This is a genomic window from Nakamurella flavida (genome assembly GCF_030811475.1).
GTDB classification, from domain to species: domain Bacteria; phylum Actinomycetota; class Actinomycetes; order Mycobacteriales; family Nakamurellaceae; genus Nakamurella; species Nakamurella flavida.
Genome location: NZ_JAUSQV010000001.1, coordinates 530,443 through 550,865, shown reverse-complemented (window position 1 = coordinate 550,865; position 20,423 = coordinate 530,443). Strand labels below are relative to the sequence as shown.

23 protein-coding genes are annotated in these 20,423 nt (G+C 72.5%); 9 read left to right on the top strand and 14 right to left on the bottom strand.

The genetic code is table 11. The features are described 5' to 3' along the window. The first annotated feature begins 2 nt into the window (after nt 1-2). Nucleotides 3-242, top strand: coding sequence for a hypothetical protein (locus J2S58_RS02445; RefSeq protein WP_205255447.1), 240 nt, complete (start codon nt 3-5; stop codon nt 240-242). Between the two features lie 9 nt (nt 243-251). On the opposite strand, the gene J2S58_RS02440 is transcribed toward J2S58_RS02445, so the two are convergent. Beyond that, the gene (locus tag J2S58_RS02440) at nt 252-845 is read right to left on the bottom strand and encodes a hypothetical protein (protein ID WP_205255446.1); all 594 of its coding nucleotides are present in this window, start codon (nt 843-845) and stop codon (nt 252-254) included. An 80-nt stretch (nt 846-925) separates the two neighbouring features. On the opposite strand from J2S58_RS02440, the gene J2S58_RS02435 reads away from it, so the two are divergent. From J2S58_RS02435 to J2S58_RS02405, 7 genes are all read left to right on the top strand, one after another. After that, nucleotides 926-2,095 (top strand): spore photoproduct lyase family protein, encoded by a 1,170-nt coding sequence (locus J2S58_RS02435; protein WP_205255445.1) that lies wholly within the window; start codon nt 926-928, stop codon nt 2,093-2,095. A gap of 111 nt (nt 2,096-2,206) precedes the next feature. After that, nucleotides 2,207-2,944 (top strand): VIT1/CCC1 transporter family protein, encoded by a 738-nt coding sequence (locus J2S58_RS02430; RefSeq protein ID WP_205255444.1) that lies wholly within the window; start codon nt 2,207-2,209, stop codon nt 2,942-2,944. A gap of 116 nt (nt 2,945-3,060) precedes the next feature. Next, nucleotides 3,061-3,852 (top strand): hypothetical protein, encoded by a 792-nt coding sequence (locus J2S58_RS02425; protein ID WP_205255443.1) that lies wholly within the window; start codon nt 3,061-3,063, stop codon nt 3,850-3,852. 65 nt (nt 3,853-3,917) lie between these two features. Beyond that, nucleotides 3,918-5,552, top strand: coding sequence for an alkaline phosphatase D family protein (locus J2S58_RS02420; RefSeq protein WP_205255442.1), 1,635 nt, complete (start codon nt 3,918-3,920; stop codon nt 5,550-5,552). Next, complete coding sequence (locus J2S58_RS02415) at nt 5,549-6,100, top strand: GNAT family N-acetyltransferase (RefSeq protein ID WP_205255441.1); 552 nt, start codon at nt 5,549-5,551, stop codon at nt 6,098-6,100. Before J2S58_RS02420 ends, J2S58_RS02415 begins: the two co-directional genes overlap by 4 nt. A gap of 9 nt (nt 6,101-6,109) precedes the next feature. Next, the gene (locus J2S58_RS02410; protein ID WP_205255440.1) at nt 6,110-6,904 is read left to right on the top strand and encodes a thymidylate synthase; all 795 of its coding nucleotides are present in this window, start codon (nt 6,110-6,112) and stop codon (nt 6,902-6,904) included. Beyond that, nucleotides 6,901-7,746 carry an ACT domain-containing protein gene (locus J2S58_RS02405; RefSeq protein WP_205255439.1) on the top strand — a complete coding sequence of 282 codons (846 nt, stop codon included), beginning with the start codon at nt 6,901-6,903 and terminating at the stop codon, nt 7,744-7,746. Before J2S58_RS02410 ends, J2S58_RS02405 begins: the two co-directional genes overlap by 4 nt. A 26-nt stretch (nt 7,747-7,772) precedes the next feature. Here the strand turns inward: J2S58_RS02405 and J2S58_RS02400 are convergent, their stop codons facing one another. The 5 genes from J2S58_RS02400 to rimO form a co-directional block, all read right to left on the bottom strand. Beyond that, nucleotides 7,773-8,972 (bottom strand): M20 metallopeptidase family protein, encoded by a 1,200-nt coding sequence (locus tag J2S58_RS02400; protein WP_205255438.1) that lies wholly within the window; start codon nt 8,970-8,972, stop codon nt 7,773-7,775. A gap of 87 nt (nt 8,973-9,059) precedes the next feature. Continuing rightward, complete coding sequence (locus J2S58_RS02395) at nt 9,060-9,422, bottom strand: helix-turn-helix domain-containing protein (protein WP_205255405.1); 363 nt, start codon at nt 9,420-9,422, stop codon at nt 9,060-9,062. Between the two features lie 421 nt (nt 9,423-9,843). Further along, the gene (locus tag J2S58_RS02390) at nt 9,844-10,371 is read right to left on the bottom strand and encodes a CinA family protein (protein WP_205255404.1); all 528 of its coding nucleotides are present in this window, start codon (nt 10,369-10,371) and stop codon (nt 9,844-9,846) included. Further along, nucleotides 10,368-10,973 carry a CDP-diacylglycerol--glycerol-3-phosphate 3-phosphatidyltransferase gene (gene pgsA / locus J2S58_RS02385; RefSeq protein WP_205255403.1) on the bottom strand — a complete coding sequence of 202 codons (606 nt, stop codon included), beginning with the start codon at nt 10,971-10,973 and terminating at the stop codon, nt 10,368-10,370. The genes J2S58_RS02390 and pgsA overlap by 4 nt, the downstream gene beginning before the upstream one ends. Continuing rightward, nucleotides 10,970-12,439, bottom strand: coding sequence for a 30S ribosomal protein S12 methylthiotransferase RimO (gene rimO, locus J2S58_RS02380; protein WP_205255402.1), 1,470 nt, complete (start codon nt 12,437-12,439; stop codon nt 10,970-10,972). The genes pgsA and rimO overlap by 4 nt, the downstream gene beginning before the upstream one ends. A gap of 127 nt (nt 12,440-12,566) precedes the next feature. On the opposite strand from rimO, the gene J2S58_RS02375 reads away from it, so the two are divergent. Next, a complete protein-coding gene (locus J2S58_RS02375; RefSeq protein WP_306826280.1) occupies nt 12,567-13,139 on the top strand; it encodes an amino-acid N-acetyltransferase in 573 nt (190 codons plus the stop codon). An 18-nt stretch (nt 13,140-13,157) separates the two neighbouring features. Here J2S58_RS02375 and J2S58_RS02370 read toward each other — a convergent pair whose 3' ends face one another. The 8 genes from J2S58_RS02370 to rapZ form a co-directional block, all read right to left on the bottom strand. Further along, the gene (locus J2S58_RS02370; protein ID WP_205255401.1) at nt 13,158-13,505 is read right to left on the bottom strand and encodes an RNA polymerase-binding protein RbpA; all 348 of its coding nucleotides are present in this window, start codon (nt 13,503-13,505) and stop codon (nt 13,158-13,160) included. 71 nt (nt 13,506-13,576) lie between these two features. After that, a complete protein-coding gene (gene secG, locus J2S58_RS02365) occupies nt 13,577-13,816 on the bottom strand; it encodes a preprotein translocase subunit SecG (protein ID WP_205255400.1) in 240 nt (79 codons plus the stop codon). Nucleotides 13,817-13,914: 98 nt separating this feature from the next. Then, entirely contained in the window at nt 13,915-14,712 is a 798-nt protein-coding gene (gene tpiA / locus J2S58_RS02360; RefSeq protein WP_205255399.1) for a triose-phosphate isomerase, read from the bottom strand. Between the two features lie 6 nt (nt 14,713-14,718). Beyond that, entirely contained in the window at nt 14,719-15,921 is a 1,203-nt protein-coding gene (locus tag J2S58_RS02355) for a phosphoglycerate kinase (protein ID WP_205255398.1), read from the bottom strand. A 117-nt stretch (nt 15,922-16,038) separates the two neighbouring features. Then, nucleotides 16,039-17,046, bottom strand: a complete 1,008-nt coding sequence (gene gap / locus J2S58_RS02350; protein WP_205255397.1) for a type I glyceraldehyde-3-phosphate dehydrogenase — start codon at nt 17,044-17,046, stop codon at nt 16,039-16,041. Nucleotides 17,047-17,264: 218 nt separating this feature from the next. Next, nucleotides 17,265-18,245: a DNA-binding protein WhiA gene (gene whiA / locus J2S58_RS02345; protein ID WP_205255396.1), complete on the bottom strand. Its 981-nt coding sequence runs from the start codon at nt 18,243-18,245 to the stop codon at nt 17,265-17,267. Beyond that, nucleotides 18,236-19,354, bottom strand: a complete 1,119-nt coding sequence (locus tag J2S58_RS02340; protein WP_306826273.1) for a gluconeogenesis factor YvcK family protein — start codon at nt 19,352-19,354, stop codon at nt 18,236-18,238. The genes whiA and J2S58_RS02340 overlap by 10 nt, the downstream gene beginning before the upstream one ends. Beyond that, the gene (rapZ, locus tag J2S58_RS02335) at nt 19,351-20,202 is read right to left on the bottom strand and encodes an RNase adapter RapZ (protein WP_205255434.1); all 852 of its coding nucleotides are present in this window, start codon (nt 20,200-20,202) and stop codon (nt 19,351-19,353) included. Before rapZ ends, J2S58_RS02340 begins: the two co-directional genes overlap by 4 nt. Nucleotides 20,203-20,423: the final 221 nt, after the last annotated feature.

Sequence of the window (20,423 nt, the reverse complement as noted above, 5' to 3'; positions counted from 1 at the left end):
GCATGCCCGAGAACACCGCGCCCGGACCGGACGTCACCGAGATCGAGACCATCCTGACCGCCGTCGAGAGCGGCAGCGGCGGGGATCCGGACCGCCGGGACCGCGAGTACGAGGTGCTCACCCGCATCCAGGCCGAGGTCAACGCCGCCGTCACCAGGGCCGGCGACGAGCAGGATTCCGAGTCCCTGCGACGCCTGCTCGAGCGCATCAACGACGCGATCGACGCCAACCGCGCCGGCTGACGCCCGCCCTCACCGGTCCCGCGGCTCGCGGGCCCGCATCTCGGCCCGCTCCGCCGCCAACCGGGCCGCCCGTCGTTCCACGTCCAGCTCACGCTGCTCGTCGCCGACCTCCCCACCCCGGGCCGCCGGCGGAGTTCGCCGCGGCGGGGCCAGTACCTCCTTGCCGCCCAGGGCGGCCACCGCGGCGGAATGCTCAGCGGCGATGTCCTCAAGATCGACCGGGCGGCCCGAGTTCAGCATCAGCCGGACCATCGGCACACCGCGCTGAGGCGCGGCCACCCCCTGCACTGCCGACCAGTACAGGTCGTCCGGTCGACGCCACCGACGTCGGATACCGGTCCGGGTGACCAGGGTGGGCGGCCGAATCATCCGCTGCACCGCGCCCGGCACGAGGAAGACGATCCAGATCAGACCCACCCATCCCCGTTCGGCGACCATGTAACCGATGAGGCAGACGACGATCGCCGAGGCCCCGGCGAAGCGCCACCAGGACCCGCGGGTTCGCAGCACCTGCCGACCCAGGATGCGTTCGTCGACCACCGCGCGCTCGCCTGCCGACGCACCTTCGTCCACGGCGGCGAGATCGTCGTTCGGCTGACCCATGACGTGTGGATACCACGGCTGTCGTCGCACGTCACACCGGGCGCGGGCAGCACCGGCGGCCGCCTCGCGTTGACTGTGGTGTGACCTCCTCCAGCGCGGCCCTCCCGGCACCGGCGCTCGCCGACCCGCTGGACCCGACGGACACCGGCGTCGACACGGACGGCGACGACACCCCGGGTTCCGGTCGACGGTGGCGACCGCGTCGGGTGATGATCACCCGCTCGGCCGCCGAGCTGCCGCACGGGCAGGAGATCCTGCGCCGGTGCGCGGCCGCCGGGGTGGCGAACATCGATCTGCTCACCTCCGACCGGCTGCCGTCGCTCGGCGGGGACAACCCCCGCGCCGCCTACGCCCTGGCCAAGTCCACCCTGGCCGTCGTCGTCGCGCCGCCGTCCAAGCGGGCCCTGCAGCCCATCCCGCCCAGCGCGGACTGGCGGTTCGACCTGGCCGTCGGATGTCCGGCGCACTGCCAGTACTGCTATCTGGCCGGATCGTTGACCGGTCCACCGGTGATCCGCGCCTACGCGAACCTGCCGGAGATCCTCGCCGGGCTGGATCCGGCCGTCGGCCAGGGGGCGGTCACCTCGCGCAGCACCGACCGTCGGCACGAGGGCACGACGTTCGAGGCCTCCTGCTACACCGACCCGCTCGGGATCGAGGACGTCACCGGGTCCCTGTCGGCGACCATCGCGCACTTCGGCCGGCACGACTGGGCCGGCCCCGTGCAACTACGGGCCACCACCAAGTTCGCCGCCGTCGAACCGCTGCTGACCCTCGACCACGGGGGACGCACCCGCATCCGCATGTCGGTCAACGCCGCTGATGTCGCCGGTCGGTTCGACGGCGGTACCTCGCCGGTTCCGGCCCGGCTGGCCGCGTTGGGTCGTCTCGCTCGGGCCGGCTATCCGGTCGGCCTGACCGTGGCGCCGATCATGCCGGTGGAGGGTTGGCAGGAGCAGTACGGCGAGCTGTTCGACGCGGCGCAGCGCATCCTCGGCGGGGTTCCCGGGCTCGATCTCACCGCGGAGCTGATCACCCACAGGTTCACCGCCCGCAGCAAGGAGATCCTGCTCGACTGGTATCCGCGCACCCGGCTGGAGATGGACGAGGACCTGCGGCGGCAGAAGCGGGGCAAGTTCGGCGCCGTCAAGTACGTCTACCCGACCCCGATCATGAACGAGATGAAGGCCTGGTTCCCGTCGGCCCTGGCCGAACGCCTCCCGGCGGCCCGGTTCCTCTACTGGACGTGATGGGTGCCAGGTGCCGGGTGAGCCCAGGTTTGCCTTGCTGGCCGGAGATGTCGTCGCCCGCTAGCGTTCGACCGGCGTGAGCAGTGGAAGCAGGACGAACCCGGGAGCATCGTGAGCGACGACGGATCGGATGTCCCGACCCCCACCCAGCACCCCGCAGAACCGCACAGCGGCGCCCTGGGGGCCCGGCTGAACTGGTTGCGCGCGGGGGTGCTCGGCGCCAACGACGGGATCGTCTCCACGGCCGGTCTGGTGGTCGGCGTGGCCGGTGCGACCACGGCCACCGGCCCCATCCTCACCGCCGGGATCGCGGGTCTGGTGGCCGGGGCGGTGTCGATGGCGCTCGGTGAGTACGTCTCGGTGAGCAGTCAACGCGACAGCGAGAAGGCCCTGCTGGACAAGGAGCGGGCCGAACTGGCCGAGTTCCCGGAGGCCGAGCTCGAGGAACTCGCCGCGATCTACGTGGCCAAGGGGGCGAGCCCGCAGACCGCGCGGACCCTGGCCGAGGAACTCACCGCCCACGACGCGTTCGCCGCGCACGTGGACGCCGAGCTGGGCATCGACCCCGACGATCTGACCAGCCCCGGGCAGGCGGCCGTCTCCTCGGCCGTCGCGTTCACCACCGGATCGCTGCTCCCCCTGCTGGCCATCCTGCTCCCGCCCGTCGGAGCGCGCGTTCCGGTGACCTTCGTGGTGGTCCTGCTGGCCCTGGCCCTGACCGGCGCGATCAGTGCCCGCCTGGGCGGCGCCCGGCAGCGCCCGGCCGTCCTGCGCCTGGTGGTCGGCGGGGCACTGGCCATGGCCGTGACCTACGGGGTCGGTCAACTCGTGGGCGCCGTCGGCCTCTGAGCGCTCCGGCGATCCGTGCTGCCGGCACCACGGCCAGGGGGATCGGTGCGCCCGGCCGCTAGCCTGGTCGGGGACCGGGGTCCGCCCCGGATCACCGCCGACATCAGGGGAACGACGTGCCCAGTCCGCAGGAGCAGTACGGCGAGGTGTTGCGCGCCGGGCAGGAGGCCGTGGTCAACGGGGTGCAGGCCTGGGCCCGGACCACCCAGGACCTGCTCCACAAGGTGCAGGACATCCGTCCGGGCACGCTGCACCCGCAGCAGGTGATCGACCAGGCGGCCTCGCTCGCCGAGCAGATCCTCCACCTGCAGCAGGAACTCGCCACCACCGTCGACCACGCGCAGGCCGGCGTGCGGACCGCGGCCCGTGAGCGGGCCGAGCACACCGGGGACGCCGTCCGTCCCTACCTGGAGTCCGTGGTGGCAGCGATCCGGCCGTACGTCGAGACCGCCGCGCATCTCGTCGAGCAGCAGCTCGAGCAGGCGCGGGAGCAGGCGGAACGGCTGGCCGACGCCCTGCGCGAACGGGCCGAGGACGCCGTCGACGTGGCCCGGGCGGCAGCGGGTTCCGTCACCGGTTCGGCAGGCATCCACCAGGAAACCGACCGCGTGACGACACCGCCCCCGGCCGGCACGGCGGCAGACACCACCGTGGCTGCGTCGGACGCGGAGCCCGCGGTCGCGCCCAGCCGGACGACACCCGACGACACGGTGCCCACCGTCGACCCGATCGGGCCCAGCGCACCCGCCGCTCCCGGTCCATCCACTGCCGCAGGATCCCCGCCGCCGGCGGACTACAGCGGCTGGACCAAGACCCGGCTCCAGGCCGAGCTGACCGCCCGCGCCCTTCCCCGCTCCGGGACGGTCGCCCAGTTGCGCTCCCGGCTGGAGACCGCCGACCGGGCCTGACCGGCGGGCGACCGTCGGTGGTCCGATCGACCGGGGTCACGCGGCGCCCCTGGTAAGAAGATCAGGTGACCCGTCTGCTGATCGGCCCGGTGCTGCGGCACGTCGGTACCCACGACGCGACCGTCTGGGTCGAGGTCGACGGGCCGTGCGAGGTCGAGATCCTGGGTCACCGCGCCCGCACCTGGACGATGGCCGGCCACCACTACGCCCTGGTCACGATCACCGGGCTCGCGGCCGGCTCCGACCACCCGTACCAGGTCAGACTGGACGACGACCTGGTCTGGCCGCGGCCCGACGATCCCCGGCCCGCCTGCCGGATCCGCACCCTCGGGGGCGGCGACGACGTCAGGGTGGTCTTCGGATCCTGTCGGTTCTCCACCGAGGACGCGGTGCGCGGCCAGAAGTTCGCCGACGACGCCCTGGACTGCTACGCCCGGGATCTCGTCCACACCCCGCAGGACCGTTGGCCCGACGCCCTTCTCATGCTGGGCGACCAGGTGTACGCGGACGACACCTCGGCGGCGACGAAGCAGCGGATCGCCGCCCGGCGCGACCCGACCGTCGGTGCGAAGGAGGAGGTGGCGGACTTCGAGGAGTACACCTGGCTCTACGACGAGTCCTGGACCGATCCGGACGTGCGGTGGCTGTTCTCCGTCCTGCCCACCTCGATGATCTTCGACGACCACGACGTGCACGACGACTGGAACACCTCGCACGCCTGGCGCCGCGACATGCAGGGGACCTCCTGGTGGCAGGAACGCGTCATTGGGGCCCTGTCGAGCTATTGGGTGTACCAGCACCTGGGCAACCTCTCCCCGGCCGAGCTGGCCGCGGACGATCTCTACCAGCGGGTTCTCACCCACGACGGGGACGTCGAGCCGCTGCTGCGGGTCTTCGCCGCCGCGGCCGACCGAGAGGCCGACGGGGCCAAGGGCTACCGCTGGTCCTACCGTCGCGATCTGGGCCGGGTCCGGCTGCTGGTCGTCGACTCGCGGTGCGGGCGCATCCTGGCCGACGATCGCCGGACCATGGTCAGCGATCCGGAGTTCGACTGGATCATCGAGCAGGTCGCCGGCGACTACGACCACCTGCTGCTCGGCACGTCGCTGCCCTGGCTGCTGCCCCGGGCCATGCACGACGTGGAGGCCTGGAACGAGGTCCTGGGCGCGGGCCGCCGGGGCAGGGTCGTCGCCGCGGTCTCCGAGAAGCTGCGCCGCGCCGCCGATCTCGAGCACTGGGCCTCCTTCGGGGAGTCGTTCGCCCGGCTGTCCGGGCTGATCCGATCGGTGGCTGCGGGCGAGCACGCCCCGGGTGGCGTCGCCCCGGCGACCGTCTGCGTGCTGTCGGGCGATGTCCACCACGCCTACGTGGCCACCGCCCACTACCCCGAACCGGTCGACTCCGCCGTCTACCAGCTGACCTGCTCGCCGCTGCACAACCACGTCCCGCCGGTGATGAAGATGCTGTTCCGCGGGGCCTGGAGCCGGGCCGCCGAACGCTGCACCCGCGTCGTGCTCGGCCTGCTGGCCACCGTGCCGGTCCCCCCGCTGAGCTGGACCCGGGACGCCGGGCCGTTCTTCGGGGACGAGATCGCCGTGCTCGCCCTGTCCGGCCGGCGCGCCGAGCTCCGGCTGGCCAAGGCCAGCTCCCCCGGTGAGCGGAGCACCCTGCACGAGGTCGAGCACCTCACCCTGTCGTGACCGACGACGCCCGGACCGCGGTGCGGCCGGCCCGCCCGGCTGATCTCGGTCGGATCGTCGAGGTGCACCTGGCCGCACGGACCGGCTACTACCGCGGCCATCTGGGGAGTGGGGCGCTCGACCGCAGCAACGCCGCGGCGGCGGCGGCCTGGCCCGCCCACCTGCAGCCGGATCCCGGCCGGCTGGTGCTGGTCGCCGAACGCGCGGGCCGGGTGATCGGCGTGGCCCACTCCGGGCCGCCCCACCACCCCGAGGCCGACCCGGCGATCACCCGCGAGCTGCATCAGCTGCACGTCGACCCCACGGTCGCCCGTTCCGGGGCGGGTTCGCTGCTGATGGCCGAGACGCTGTCGACCTGGGCGGCGGCCGGTCATCGCGCCGGCCGGCTGTGGGTGTGGGGGTTCAACGCCCCGGCGCTGGCGTTCTACACCGCGTTCGGATGGCGGCCGGACGGCGCCGTCCGACCCGACACCCCACCGATCGACGGCCACGCGATGATCGGCCTGCGCCGTGACGATCTGACGGAAGGCAGCCCGCCGCCCGCCTAGGCTGAGCCGATGCAGCAGTACTTGGATCTCCTGGACCGCATCCTCACCACCGGGACGGACAAGTCCGATCGGACCGGCACCGGGACCCGCAGCGTCTTCGGACACCAGATGCGCTTCGACCTGGCCGAGGGTTTCCCACTCGTCACCACGAAGAAGGTGCACGTCCGTTCGGTGGTCGTGGAACTGCTCTGGTTCCTGCGCGGCTCGACGAACGTGCGATGGCTGCAGGAGCGCGGGGTGAGCATCTGGGACGAGTGGGCCGACGTGGACGGCGAGCTCGGCCCCGTCTACGGGCACCAGTGGCGATCCTGGCCCACCCCCGACGGCGGACACATCGACCAGATCCAGCAGGTGCTGACCTCGCTGCGGACCAACCCCGACTCCCGACGCCACCTGGTGTCGGCGTGGAACGTCGCCGAGGTCGGCGACATGGCCCTCCCGCCGTGCCACACCATGTTCCAGTTCTACGTCGCGAACGGGAAGCTGTCCTGCCAGCTCTACCAGCGGTCGGCGGACGTGTTCCTCGGGGTGCCGTTCAACATTGCCTCCTACGCCCTGCTCACGCAGATGGTCGCGCAGGTCGTCGGGCTGGAGCCGGGCGACTTCGTGCACACCCTGGGCGACGCGCACCTGTACTCCAACCACCTGGACCAGGCCCGACTGCAGCTGACCCGGGAACCTCGGCCCCTGCCGACCCTGCAGCTGGATCCGACCATCACCGAACTGGACGCCTTCGACCAGCAGCACATCGCCGTCCTGGGGTACGACCCGCACCCGGGCATCAAGGCCCCCATCGCGGTATGAGCATCACCCTGGTCGCGGCCGTGGCCGCCAACGGAGTCATCGGCGCGGACGGCGGGCTGCCGTGGCGGCTGCCGGCCGACCTGCGCCGGTTCAAGGCGCTGACCCTGGGCCACACGATGGTGATGGGTCGCCGCACCTACGACTCCATCGGCCGCCCCCTGCCGGGACGGCAGACCGTGGTGGTCACCCGGCAGGCCGACTGGACGGTCGACGGCGTGCAGACGGCCGCCTCGGTGCCCGAGGCGATCGCGCTGGCCGGGGACGGCGAGATCATGGTGGTCGGCGGCGGCGAGATCTACCGGCAGACCCTGGATCTCGCCGACAGGTTGGAGATCACCCACGTGGACGCGGAGGTCGCCGGGGACACCACCTTCCCGGTCATCGACCGGACGCGGTGGGAGGTCACCCGGGACGAGCCCGGCGAGGGCTTCCGGTTCGTCAGCTACCGGCGGACACCCGTGCGGGACCTCGACGCCCTCCTGGCCGATCTGCGGCCCCGGCGCCGCGCCGGGGAGTACGTGTACTGCCGCGTCCCCGGGGCCCTGGTCCCAGACGGGCTCGCGCCCGTCGTCACGGTGACCGAGGACGAGGGCCTGACCCTGGTGCTGGCGCGGGACGGGGCGGCGGCCGGCGGCTTCCCCGCCGAGCCGGTGCTGGCCTGGATCGAACTGGGGGTGGATTCGGCGCTGGACGCGGTCGGGCTGACCGCGGCCGTCGCCACCGCCCTGGCCGGCCGGGGCATCCCGGCCAACGTCGTCGCCGGGTACACCCACGACCACCTCTTCGTGCCCGCCGACCGGGCGGACGAGGCGCTGGAGATCCTGGGTGGGCTCGGCCGCTGACCGGATGCGGCCGAGCCGTCCCGGACTCAGCCGCGAGCCATCCGGCGCACGGCCAGCTCGGCCAGCAGGGCGGCCGCGTCGGGCAGCACGGCATCGTCGAACGAGGCCAGCGGCGAATGGTTGCTGGCCGCCTCGCCGAGCGGCTTCGTCCCGGCCCCCAGGAACAGGTAGGCCCCCGGGACCTCGGCCAGCACCCGGGAGAAGTCCTCGGACCCGGTGAGCGGGAAGGGCAACTCGGCGAACCGGTCGTCGCCGAACACCGCGCGGGCCGTCTCGGCCGCGAACGCGTACTCGGCGTCGTCGTTGACCGTCACCGGGTACTCGCCCTGGAACTCGGCGTGGGCGACCAGTCCGTGGGCCCGGGCGATGCCCTCGCACAGGGCGACGGCCTCGGCGGCGACGCGCTCGGCGGTCGCGGAGTCGAAGGTGCGGACGGTGGCGTCGAAGACGGCCTCGTCCGGGATCACGTTCCGCTTCGTCCCGGCGTGGAACGACCCGACCGTGATGACCACCGGGTCGAAGACGCTGAACCGCCGGGTGACCATGGTCTGCAGGGCGAGCACCATCTCCGCCGCCGCCGGGATCGGGTCCTTGCTCATGTGCGGCGCGGAACCGTGGCCGCCGGCGCCGACCACCCGGACGTGCAGGCCGGCCGACGAGGCCATCAGCGGACCCGGGCGGGCCGTGATCTGCCCGTTGGGGAAGTAGCCGGAGAAGACGTGCAGGCCGTAGGCCGCGTCCACCGGGCGACCGGCGGCCTGCAGTACGCCCTCGGCCAGCATGACCGAGGCGCCGTCGAAGCCCTCCTCGCCGGGCTGGAACATGAAGACGACGTCACCGGTGAGCTCGGCCCGGCGGGCGGCCAGCAGTCGGGCCGCGCCGACCAGACCGGCCATGTGCAGGTCGTGGCCGCAGGCGTGCATCGATCCGTGGTGCGGGGAGTCGGCGGCGGGGGCGAACGACTCCCCGGTGAGCTCGGTGACGGGCAGCGCATCCATGTCGCCGCGGAGCAGGACGACCGGGCCGTCGCCGGTACCGCGCAGGACCGCGGTGACGGAGGTCGTGTCGGTCCCGGTGCTGATCTCCAGGTCGAGCCCGCTCAGCGCGTCCAGGATCACCTGCTGGGTCACCGGGAGGTCGAGTCCGACCTCGGGAACCGCGTGCAGGGCGCGCCGCAGAGCGCTCAGGTCAGCGGTCAGCTCGCGAGCTTCGTCGTGCAACGCCATGAGGGCGTACCTCTTTCCCCCGGAGGTCGACCCCCGGAGGACCACCCTCCCACAGCCGGCGGCCCCGGGGACCGGGGCCGCGTCCGGTCAGCCGACCGGGGTGCTTGGCCGACCGTTGTAGGGCATGACGATGCGCAGGGCCGGATCCAGGCGCCGGGCCGGGTCGAGGCCGAGCTTGCTGGAGTTGGCGGTGACGGCGGACTTCGCCGATGCGGCGGCCATCTCGGTCCGGATGGTGCGACTCACCGTGTCGAGCACCTCGGCGAGCTGGAGGTCGAGCGCGTCGCAGATCGAGGCCAGCAGCTCGCTGGAGGCCTCCTTGCGGCCGCGTTCCACCTCGGAGAGGTACCCGAGCGAAACGTTCGCCGCTGTGGAGACGTCCCGCAGGGTGCGGTTCTGTTGCGTGCGGGCTTCCCGCAGGGTCTCACCCAGAGCATTACGCAGTAGCACGTCGCACCTCCTCCCTCGTGCCGACCGTGGCCACGGCGGCCTGGGCCACCGCGTCGCGGTCTGTGTCGGACGACCGGCTCTTCCCTGCACTGTTCCCCATCACGCTACCGGCGTATCCCGACAGGACGCCTCGGGGCGGCGGTGTCGGGTCGGACGGAGCAGCGGGACGGGGTCGGACGACTGCGGTGACGACGCCGTCGGGCGCCGTCGGGCGGGAGCGGACCCCCGCGGATGTGGTGCGAGTTCTCATCACAAGGCACAACGTGTTCCTGTCCGGCAATGTTCCACCCGGCTCGTGATGGCCGGGTTACGGGACCGTGTCAGGACGGTCCGGAAGGCCCTGTCCGGCACGATCACTCGGACGGGTGGTGGGTGACGGGGCTTCCCGCGACCTGGACGGACCGCCGGCGGGTCAGGGCGGTCAGTCGTGTGCCGAATCCGGGTCCGCGGCGGCGGCCGCATCCCGCAGCAGCTGCAGACCGGCCCGGACGACGGCCGCACGCACCTCGTGCCGGGTCCCGCCGGTCCCCGGTCCACGGGCCTCGCGCAGCAGGCCGCCCGGTCCCACCACCGCGGCGAACCAGGTTCCGACAGGATGCCCGTCCTGCGGATCCGGTCCGGCCACACCGGTCAGGCCGACCCCGACATCGGCGCCGCACCGGGCGGCGGCTCCTCGGGCGAGGGCCTCGGCCACCTCCCGATCCACCGGACCCCGGCGGGCGAGGAGGTCGGTGTCCACCCCGGCGAGCGTGTGCTTGAGGTCCGTCGAGTAGACGACCAGGCCACCCCGGACCACCGTGCTGGACCCCGGCACCTCGGTCAGCGCGGCGGTGAGCAGACCGGCGGTCAGCGACTCGGCGGTGGCCACGGTCCAACCCCGGTCGCGCAGCGCCGACACCACGGTCGGCAACAGGTCCGCGTCCAGACCGAGCGCGTCGGCCAGGGTCATGACCGGCTGGTGGGCCCGCGACGGACGGCGGCGGCGATCCGCCCACGGGCGACGACGCCGGCGGCGCGGATCAGGTAGTCGATCCCGGTGATCACGGTCAGCGCCACGGCAATACCCATGGTGAGCCAGCGCAGCCAGTCGAAGACGTCGGGCAGCGGCATGATGTAGAGCCCGATGGCGAACACCTGCGCCAGGGTCTTGGCCTTGCCGCCCGGGCTGGCCGAGATGACGCCGTAACGGATCACCGCGAATCGCAGCAGGGTGATGCCGATCTCCCGGATCAGCACCACGACGGTCACCCACCAGGCCAGGTCGGAGACCATGGACAGGGCCACCAACGCCGAGCCGGTGAGTGCCTTGTCGGCGATGGGGTCGGCGATGCGGCCGAAGTCGGTGACCTGCCCGCGCTTGCGGGCGATGTGACCGTCGAACCGGTCGGTGATCGCGGCCAGCGCGAAGATGAGGAAGGCCACCCAGCGCCAGGTGGTGTCGTGCCCGCCGCCGGCGAACAGGGCCAGCAGGAAGACCGGCACCAGGACCAGCCGCAACACGGTCAGCGCATTGGGCAGGTTCACCAGGGGGACGGGCTGCGGCGTGCTCACGGCAGACGCACTCCGTCGGGCCCATGGGCGAGGGGAACGGCGCGCAGGTCGACCCCGTCCGAGGCGACCACCCGGGCGCGGACGATCCGGCCCGGGCGCAGGCTCTCGTCCTCCGGGGACAGACCCGCCGGCAGCAACAGCGTCGTACTGCCGTCCACCTCCGGCGCCTGATGGGCGGCGCGGCCGATCAGCTCGCCCGGAGCGGCGTCCAGCGGATCCTGTTCGTCCACCAGCACCTCGACCACGGTGCCGATGCGGTCCTCGGCGCGCTGCGCGGTGAGTTCCTCCACCAGCGAGGTGATCCGCTCGACGCGTTCGGCGACGACCTCCTCCGGCAGGTGGTCGGGCAGGTCCATGGCCGCGGTCCCGTCCTCGTCGGAGTAACCGAAGACCCCGACGGTGTCCAGGCGGGCGGCGATGAGGAACCGCTCGAGATCGGCCAGCTCCTCCTCGGTCTCCCCGGGAAACCCGACGATGACGTTGGACCGGATTCCCGCCTCGGGCGCGGCCGCCCGGATCTGCTCGACCAACCCGAGGAAGGAATCGGGCGAACCGAACCGCCGCATGCGCCGCAGCGTCGCCGCGCTGGCGTGCTGGAACGACATGTCGTAGTAGTCGGCCACCGACGGCAACTGCGCGATGGCCTCGATGAGCCAGGGCCGGGTCTCGGCGGGCTGCAGGTAGGAGAGCCGGACGCGATCGATGCCGGGCACCGCGTCCAGAGCGGTCAGCAACTCCTCGAGCGGCCGCTCACCGGCGAGGTCCTTGCCGTACGACGTGGAGTTCTCGCTCACCAGGACGATCTCCCGGACCCCCTGGCCGGCCAGCCAGTGCGCCTCGTCCACGACCTCCCCCGCCGGGCGGGACACGAAGGCCCCGCGGAACGACGGGATCGCGCAGAACGTGCAGCGCCGGTCGCACCCGGAGGCGATCTTGACCGGCGCGATCGGCCCGGACCGCAGCAGGGTCCGCACCAGTGTCGGGCCCGAGGCCGGAGCGTGGCCGGGCAGGGACACCGCCGCGGCCGCGGCCGGACGGGAGACCGGGGTCAACGGCAGTCGGGTCCGCCGGTCGCTGGGGACGTGCGACGGCGGGGCGTGCCCGTCCAGGACGTCGCCCAGCAGGTTGGCCAGATCGGGGTAGCTGTCGAAACCGAGCACGGCGTCGGCCTCGGGCAGCGCCGCGGCCAGCTCCTGCCCGTACCGCTCGGCCAGGCAGCCGACGGCCACGACCTTGGCGCCGGTGTCGGCCGCGGCCAGCAGGGTGTCGATCGAGTCCTTCTTGGCACTGGCCACGAAGGCGCAGGTGTTGACGACCATGACATCGGCCTCGGCGCCTTCCGCTACTAAGGACCAGCCGCCGGCGTCGAGCCGTCCGGCGATCTCGGAGGAGTCGACCTCGTTGCGCGCACAACCCAGGGACACGATGCTGACCCGGCGACCGGTCGACGGAGGGGCTGTGGACACCCGATCACCCTAGTCGCCGCCGCCGCGCCCGACGGACCTCCACGGCCCCGGGGTGACGTGATCGCGCCCCCCGGGCCGCGCCGGCCCCGTGCGGGACGGGTCCCGATCCGCCCCTAGGGTGGTCGGCGTGAACGACGTCGCGCACCCCGCCCCCTCGCACTCCCCCGCCCCCACCGGCGCCGGCGTGTCGGTCGAGCGGGCCCGTGCGAGCGACGTCCGGGCGATCAAGGAATTGGTGGACTTCTACGCAGGGCCGATCCTGCTCCGCAAGAGTCTGGCCAACCTGTTCGAGGACGTCACCGAGTTCTGGGTGGCCCGCGACGAGCGGCACGGGCACCCGGGATCCGACCCGGCTCCGGCCGTCGGCTGTGGAGCGCTGCACGTGCTGTGGGAGGACCTCGGCGAGCTCCGCACGATCGCCACCCACCCCCGGGCGCGGGGGCGCGGGGTGGGTCGGGCGGTGTGCGAGGAACTGTTCGTCGAGGCCCGTCGCCTCGGGTTGACCCGGCTGTTCGTCCTGACGTTCGAGGTGGACTTCTTCGCCTCGCTCGGGTTCGCCCCGATCGGCGAGCTCGACCTCTCCCAGGAGGCGTTCGCCGAGCTGCGCAGCTCCTACGACGCGGGCGTGGCCGAGTTCCTCGATCTGCCCTACGTGAAGCCGAACACCCTGGGCAACACCAGGATGATCAAGCACCTCTGACGGGGTGCGCCCTGCGGATCAGCCGAGGGGTGTGCGGCGATCGGCGACCTTGGCCAGGGCCTCGGCCAGCAGGGCCTCGCCATCGGCGTCGGTCCGCCGTTCCTTGACGTACGCCAGGTGCGACTTGTACGGCTCGTTGCGGAGGGCGGGCGGCGGCGCCTGCTGATCCTGGCCGGCCGGCAACCCACAGCGCGGGCAGTCCCAGGTCTGCGGGATCTCGGCGTCCATCGAGAAGGCCAACCGCGTGGCGTGGCCGTTGGCGCAGAAGAACATCATGCGTTGACGGGGCGCGGACTCGCCGCGGTCGGCCTCACCCATCCGCCCGGCACCGATCCTGGATCCCCTGATGGGACTGCCACCCGCCATGTCTGACCCCTCGGTTCAGGCTCCGGGACGTCCCGGGGCTCCGTGCACGTGCCGCGACCGGCGTCGGACGGTCAGGAGGCCCCGACCTTGAGCAGCAGGCCGATCCCGATGATGCAGACGGTCCACACCCCGGCGATGAACAGGGTCAGTCGGTCGAGGTTCTTCTCGACCACCGACGACCCGGACAGCGACGACTGCATGCTGCCACCGAACAGCGACGACAGCCCGCCGCCCTTGGCCCGGTGCAGCAGGATCAAGGCCATCATGGCGAGGCTGGTGATGACGAGCAGGATCTCCAGGAACAGTTTCATGACTGCCTTGCACTCTGCGTGCGGCCGCCGCCCCGGGAGCGGGGCGGCGGCGGACACGGATCAAATGGGGGTGGAACGCGCCGATCGTACCGCGCAGCTCAGGCCAGGACACCGACCGCGTTGGCGGCCAGGGTGGCGAACTCGGTGGCGTCCAGCGCCGCTCCGCCCACCAGCGCACCGTCGACGTCGTCCTGGTCGACGATCTCCGACACGTTGCCGGACTTCACCGAACCGCCGTAGAGGATGCGGGTCGCGCCGGCGATCTCGGATCCGAAGCGCTCGGCGAGCGCGGCGCGCAGGGCGCTGCACACCTCCTGGGCATCCGCGGGGGTGGCGACGCGGCCGGTGCCGATGGCCCAGACGGGCTCGTAGGCCAGCACCAGCGAGGCGGCCTGCTCGGGGGTGACATCGGCGAGCGCGGCCAGCAGCTGATCCACCGAGTGCTGCACCTGGTTGCCCGCCTCGCGGACCTCCAGGCCCTCACCGACGCAGAGCAGCGGGGTGAGCCCGTGGCGGTAGGCGGCGGCGACCTTCTGGGCCAGCAGCGCGTCGGACTCGCCGTGGATCTCCCGGCGTTCGGAGTGACCGATCAGCACGTAGTGCACACCGAGCTTGGCCAGCATGGAGCCGGAGATGTCACCGGTGAACGCACCGGAATCCTTCGGGGACAGATCCTGCGCGCCCAGTACGAGGGACAGCTTGTCCCCGTCGAGCAGGGTCTGCACCGACCGCAGATCGGTGAACGGCGGGATGACCGCGACCTCGACGTGGGCGTAGTACTTCTCGGGGAGCGTGAAGGCGATCTTCTGGACCAGGGCGATGCCCTCGAGGTGGTTCAGGTTCATCTTCCAGTTGCCGGCGATCAGCGGCTTGCGGACGGCGGGGGTGGGGCTCATGACGGTTCAGTCCTCCAGGACGGCGATACCGGGCAGCTCGGCACCCTCGAGGAACTCCAGGGACGCACCGCCCCCGGTGGAGATGTGGGAGAAGCCGGATTCCTCGACGCCCAGGGTGCGGACGGCAGCGGCGGAGTCGCCCCCGCCGACGACCGAGAAGGCGTCACTGGCCGCGATGGCCTGCGCGACCGCCAGGGTGCCCGCCGAGAACGCCTTCATCTCGAAGACGCCGACGGGGCCGTTCCAGAAGATGGTGCGGGCCTGGGCGATGACCCGACCGAACGCCTCGCGGGTGTTCGGGCCGATGTCCAGCCCCTGCCAGCCGTCGGGGATGCCGGCGGCGTCCACGATCTCGGTCGCGGCGTCCGGGGCGAAGTCGTCGGCGATGACCAGGTCGGACGGCAGCACGATCTTGTCGCCGTACTTCTCCAGCAGACCGCGCGTGGTGTCGATCTGGTCGGCCTGGAGCAGGGAGTCACCGACGCCGTGCCCCTGGGCGGCCAGGAACGTGTAGGCCATGCCGCCGCCGATGAGGAGCGCGTCGACCTGGGGCAGCAGGGCGGTGATGACGCCGAGCTTGTCCGACACCTTGGACCCGCCGAGGATCACCACGTACGGCCGCTCGGGTTCGCCGGTCAGCCGACGGAGCACCTCCGTCTCGGCGGAGACCAGCGAGCCGGCGTAGTGCGGGAGCAACCGGGCGACCTCGTAGACCGAGGCCTGCTTGCGGTGCACGACGCCGAAGCCGTCGGAGACGAAGGCCGCACCCTCGCCACCGGAGACCAGGTCGACCAGCTCCGCGGCGAGTTCACCGCGGGCCGCCTCGTCCTTCGCGGTCTCCCGCGGATCGAAGCGCACGTTCTCCAGCAGGGCCACCGACCCGCCGGACAGCCCGGCCACGGTGGAGCGGGCCGACTCCCCCACCAGATCGGTGGCGAAGGCCACCGGCCGGCCGAGCAGCTCACCCAGTCGATCGGCCACCGGGGCCAGGGAGTACCGGTCCTCCGGGGCACCCTTGGGGCGACCCAGGTGCGCCATGACCACGACCTTGGCGCCCGCGCCGGCCAGCGCGTTCAGCGTCGGCTGGGAGGCCCGGATGCGGCCGTCGTCGGTGATCGTCGAGCCGTCGAGCGGCACGTTCAGGTCGGCGCGGACCAGCACGGTCCGGTCGGCCACACCGTCGGCGAGCAGGTCATCCAGGGTGAGCACGGCGGTTCTCCTCCAGCGGGGTGGGGCGGCGGGGCGACACGGGCCGGGGCGTCCGGCCGGAAACAGCACGACCGCGGCGCATCCCCGGGACCTCAGGGATGCGCCGCGGTCGATGGATCAGAGCTTCGAACCGACGATGGCGGTGAAGTCCGCCAGGCGGTTGGAGTAGCCCCACTCGTTGTCGTACCAGCCGACGACCTTGATGAGGTTGCCCTCGAGGGCCAGGGTCAGCGGGGCGTCGAAGGTGCAGGACGCCGGTGAGCCGACGATGTCCGAGGACACGATCGGATCGGTGGAGTACACGAGCTTGCCGGCCAGCGGGCCCTCGGACGCGGCGGCCTGGAAGGCGGCGTTCACGTCGTCGACGGACACGGACTTGCTGAGCTCGACGGTGAGGTCGGTGACCGAGCCGTCCGGCACCGGCACGCGCAGGGCGTAGCCGTGCAGCTTGCCCTTGAGCTCCGGGAGCACCAGGGCGGTGGCCTTGGCGGCACCGGTGGAGGTCGGGATGATGTTGACCGCCGCCGCCCGGGCACGACGGAGGTCGCTGTGCGGGTAGTCCAGGATGACCTGGTCGTTGGTGTAGGCGTGGATCGTGGTCATCAGACCCTTGACGATCCCGAAGTTCTCGTGCAGCACCTTGGCCATCGGGGCCACGCAGTTGGTGGTGCAGGAGGCGTTGGACAGGATCGTCTGGCTGCCGTCGTACTGCTCGTCGTTCACGCCGACGACGACGGTGAGGTCCTCACCGGTGGCCGGCGCGGAGATGATGACCTTCTTGGCGCCGGCGGAGATGTGCTTGCGGGCCGCCTCGGCCTTGGTGAAGAAACCGGTGGACTCGATGACCACGTCGACGCCCAGATCGCCCCAGGGCAGTGCGCCCGGGTCGCGGTCGGACAGGACCTTGAGGTCCTTGCCGTCGATCGTGATGACGCCCTCGCCGGCGCTCACCTCGTAGGGGAGCTTGCCCAGCACCGAGTCGTACTTCAGCAGGTGGGCGAGCGTCTTGGTATCCGTCAGGTCGTTGACGGCGACGATCTCGACATCGTTGCCGATGGAATCGACCGCTCGCCAGAAGTTACGACCGATACGGCCGAATCCGTTCACACCGACACGCACTGTCACGTCTGTCAGCCCTCCTCGAATGGTTCCCGCCACAGTCCTGGTGACTGCCCTCACGGGATCGATCAAGTGACGCCGACCACGGCATTGGGGAGCGTCGCGGGTGCCACTCTAGCGGCCCGCGACACCGCGGTTCGACCGGGGCGACCCCGCCGACGGGACGACGACCCGCCCGCCGGGCCCGGCCGCTGTCACCCGATCGTGATCACCGGTGCCGGGCGTCAGCTGTCCAGCATGTCGGCGGTGACGGCGGATTCGGTGTCCGGGATGCCCATGTCGTGGGCCCGCTTGTCCGCCATCGTCAACAGCCGGCGGATGCGTCCGGCGACGGCGTCCTTGGTCATCGGCGGGTCCGCCAGCTGGCCGAGCTCCTCCAGCGAGGCCTGCCCGTGCGCGATGCGCAGCCGGCCCGCCTGGGTCAGGTGATCCGGGGCCTGATCACCCAGGATGTCCAGCGCCCGCTCCACCCGGGCGGCGGCCGCGACGGCGGCCCGGGCCGAGCGGCGGAGGTTCGCGTCGTCGAAGTTGGCGAGCCGGTTGGCCGTCGCCCGCACCTCGCGGCGCATCCGCCGTTCCTCCCACGCCAACATGCACGAATGGGCCCCCAGCCGGGTGAGCAGGGCGGCGATGGCATCCCCGTCACGGACGAGCACGCGGTCGGCGCCGCGCACCTCGCGGGCCTTGGCCCCGATCCCCATCCGGCGGGCGGCCCCGACCAGGGCCAGCGCGGCCTCCGGGCCCGGGCAGGTGACCTCCAGGGAGGCACTGCGGCCCGGTTCGGTGAGGGAACCGTGGGCCAGGAACGCGCCGCGCCAGGCCGCCTCGGCGTCCCCGACCGACCCGGAGACGATCTGCGGGGGCAGGCCGCGGACGGGCCGGCCCCGCTGGTCGAGCAGTCCGGTCTGCCGGGCCAGGGCGTCGCCGCCGGCCACCACGCGGACCAGGTAGTGGGTGCCCTTGCGCAGACCGGACGGGCCGAGCACCTGCACCTCGGCCGCATGACCGTAGAGCTCGTTGATCTCCTTGCGCAGCCGTCGGGCCACGGACCCGGTGTCCAGTTCGGCCTCCACCACCACCCGGCCGGCGACGATGTGCAGCCCGCCGGCGAAGCGCAGCAGGGCCGAGACCTCGGACTTGCGGGCCGCGACCTTGCTGACCACCACGCGGCTCAATTCGTCTTTCACCGAGGCCGTCATCGCCATCGGGCACCCTCCCTGACTCCCACTGCTGGGCCGATACCGGTCGGTCCGTCGGTCTCCGCCGTGCGCACCCGATCCCCGGCGTCCGCCGGTGTCCGGCCCGGCGGCGTGCCCGGGCGGGACGGCCCGGCGTCGGGCGGTGCACTGCCGGACGCGGAGACCGGACCGCGGGACAGTATGCGGTCCAGCGAGCGGGACAACGCGCGGGTGTCGTGCCGGTCCTCGCCGGGCACCGCGATGTCGTCCAGGACCACCCGGGCACCGAGGCGTTCCGCGGCCCGGGACAGCCGCCCGGGCAGGCTCACCGCACCCCGGTCGGCCAGCACGGTGTCCAGTCGCAGACCCGGCGCGTGCGCCGCGAGCACGTCCAGGTGCTGTTCGGGCGAGAAGCCGTCCGTCTCGCCGGGTTGCGCGACGAGGTTGAGGGCCAGCAACCGGTGCGCGGTGGTCGACTGCAGCGCGGCGGCCAGCTCGGGCAGCAACAGGTGGACGAGCACGCTGGTGAACCACGACCCGGGCCCCAGGGTCACCAGGTCCGCCCCCGCGATGGCGGCCAGGGCCTGCGGGCAGGCCGGGGCGTCGGCCGGTTCCAGGGAGACCGACCGCACCCGGCCGGGGGTGCTGGCCACGGCGACCTGGCCGCGGATGCGGCGCAGCGCGGTCGGGTCCTCGTCGAGTCCCTCGACCTCGGCGGCGATGTCCAGGGGGATCGTCGACATCGGCAGGACCCGCCCGCGGGCGCCGAGCATGTCCCCGGCCGCATCCAGGGCGGCGACCGGATCGCCGGTCACCTGGGTGAGCCCGACCAGCAGCAGGTTGCCGACCGGATGCCCGGCCAGCGCCCCCTGGCCGCCGAACCGGTGCTGGAAGGTACTGGACCACAACGGTCCGGCTCCGTCGTCCCTGCTCAGCGCGCTGAGCGCCATCCGCAGGTCACCGGGCGGCAGGATGCCCGGCACCTCACGGCGCAACCGACCGGAGGACCCGCCGTCGTCGGCCACCGTCACCACGGCGGTGATGTCGACGTCCAGGCCGACGAGGGCCTGCAGCATCGCGTACAGGCCGTGCCCGCCGCCCAACGCGACGACCCGGGGGCGGCGCGGGGAACTCACTCCCTACCCAGGTCGCGGTGGACCACGGAGACGGTGAGGGCGTCGCTGGACAGCCGCCGGGCCATCTCCTCGGCGACGGCCACGCTGCGGTGCTTGCCGCCGGTGCAGCCGACCGCCAGGGTCAGGTACCGCTTCCCCTCGCGGCGGTAGCCCGCACTGACCAGGTCGACGAGCTGGACGTACCGATCGAGGAACTCCGCGGCGCCCTCCTGCGACAGCACGTAGTCCGACACCGCCCGCTCCTGCCCGGTGTGGTCGCGCAGCTCCGGGATCCAGTGCGGGTTGGGCAGGAAGCGCATGTCGATGACCAGGTCGGAGTCCAGCGGCAGACCGTACTTGTAGCCGAACGACACGATCGTCATCGTCGGGCGGCGCCCGGTGCCGGTGAAACCACGCTCGACCTCGGCCCGCAACTGGTGGACGGAGAGGTCCGAGGTGTCGATGACCAGATCGGCCTCGTCGCGCAGCGGCCCGAGCAGAGCGCGCTCGGCGGCCAGCCCGTCCACCAGGCGCCCGTCACCCTGCAGCGGGTGGGCCCTCCGGTTGGCCTCGTACCGTCGGATCAGGGCCGCGTCCCCGGCCTCCAGGAAGAGCACCCGGGGCCGGTAGCCCCGGTTGTCCAGATCCCGGATCACCTCGGCCAGGTCGTGGGTGAATGCCCGGGAGCGCACGTCCAGCACCACCGCGATCCGGGTGACCTCCCCCTGGGCCCGCGAGCCCAGTTCGACCATCGTCGCGATCAGCTCCGGCGGCAGGTTGTCCACGACGAACCAGCCGAGATCCTCCAGGCACTTGGCCGCCGTCGACCGACCCGCCCCGGACAGGCCGGAGACGATGGCGACCTGGATGCCCGAGTCCGGGTCCTGGGGCTCGGCCACCTCGAGCGGTGCGCGCCGCGGCCCCAGGGGCTCGGGCGGGTCCGCGGCCGGGGCGGGCAGATCGGGGACGAGCGACAGCGGAGCAGGACGCTCCCGCGGTCGATCGGGTGGCTGGGTCATGGACGCGTCACCCTTCCGGGGTCGCCGGGGCCGGGGCCGCCGCGGGTCGGGACGGGGCCGCACCGGCCGCG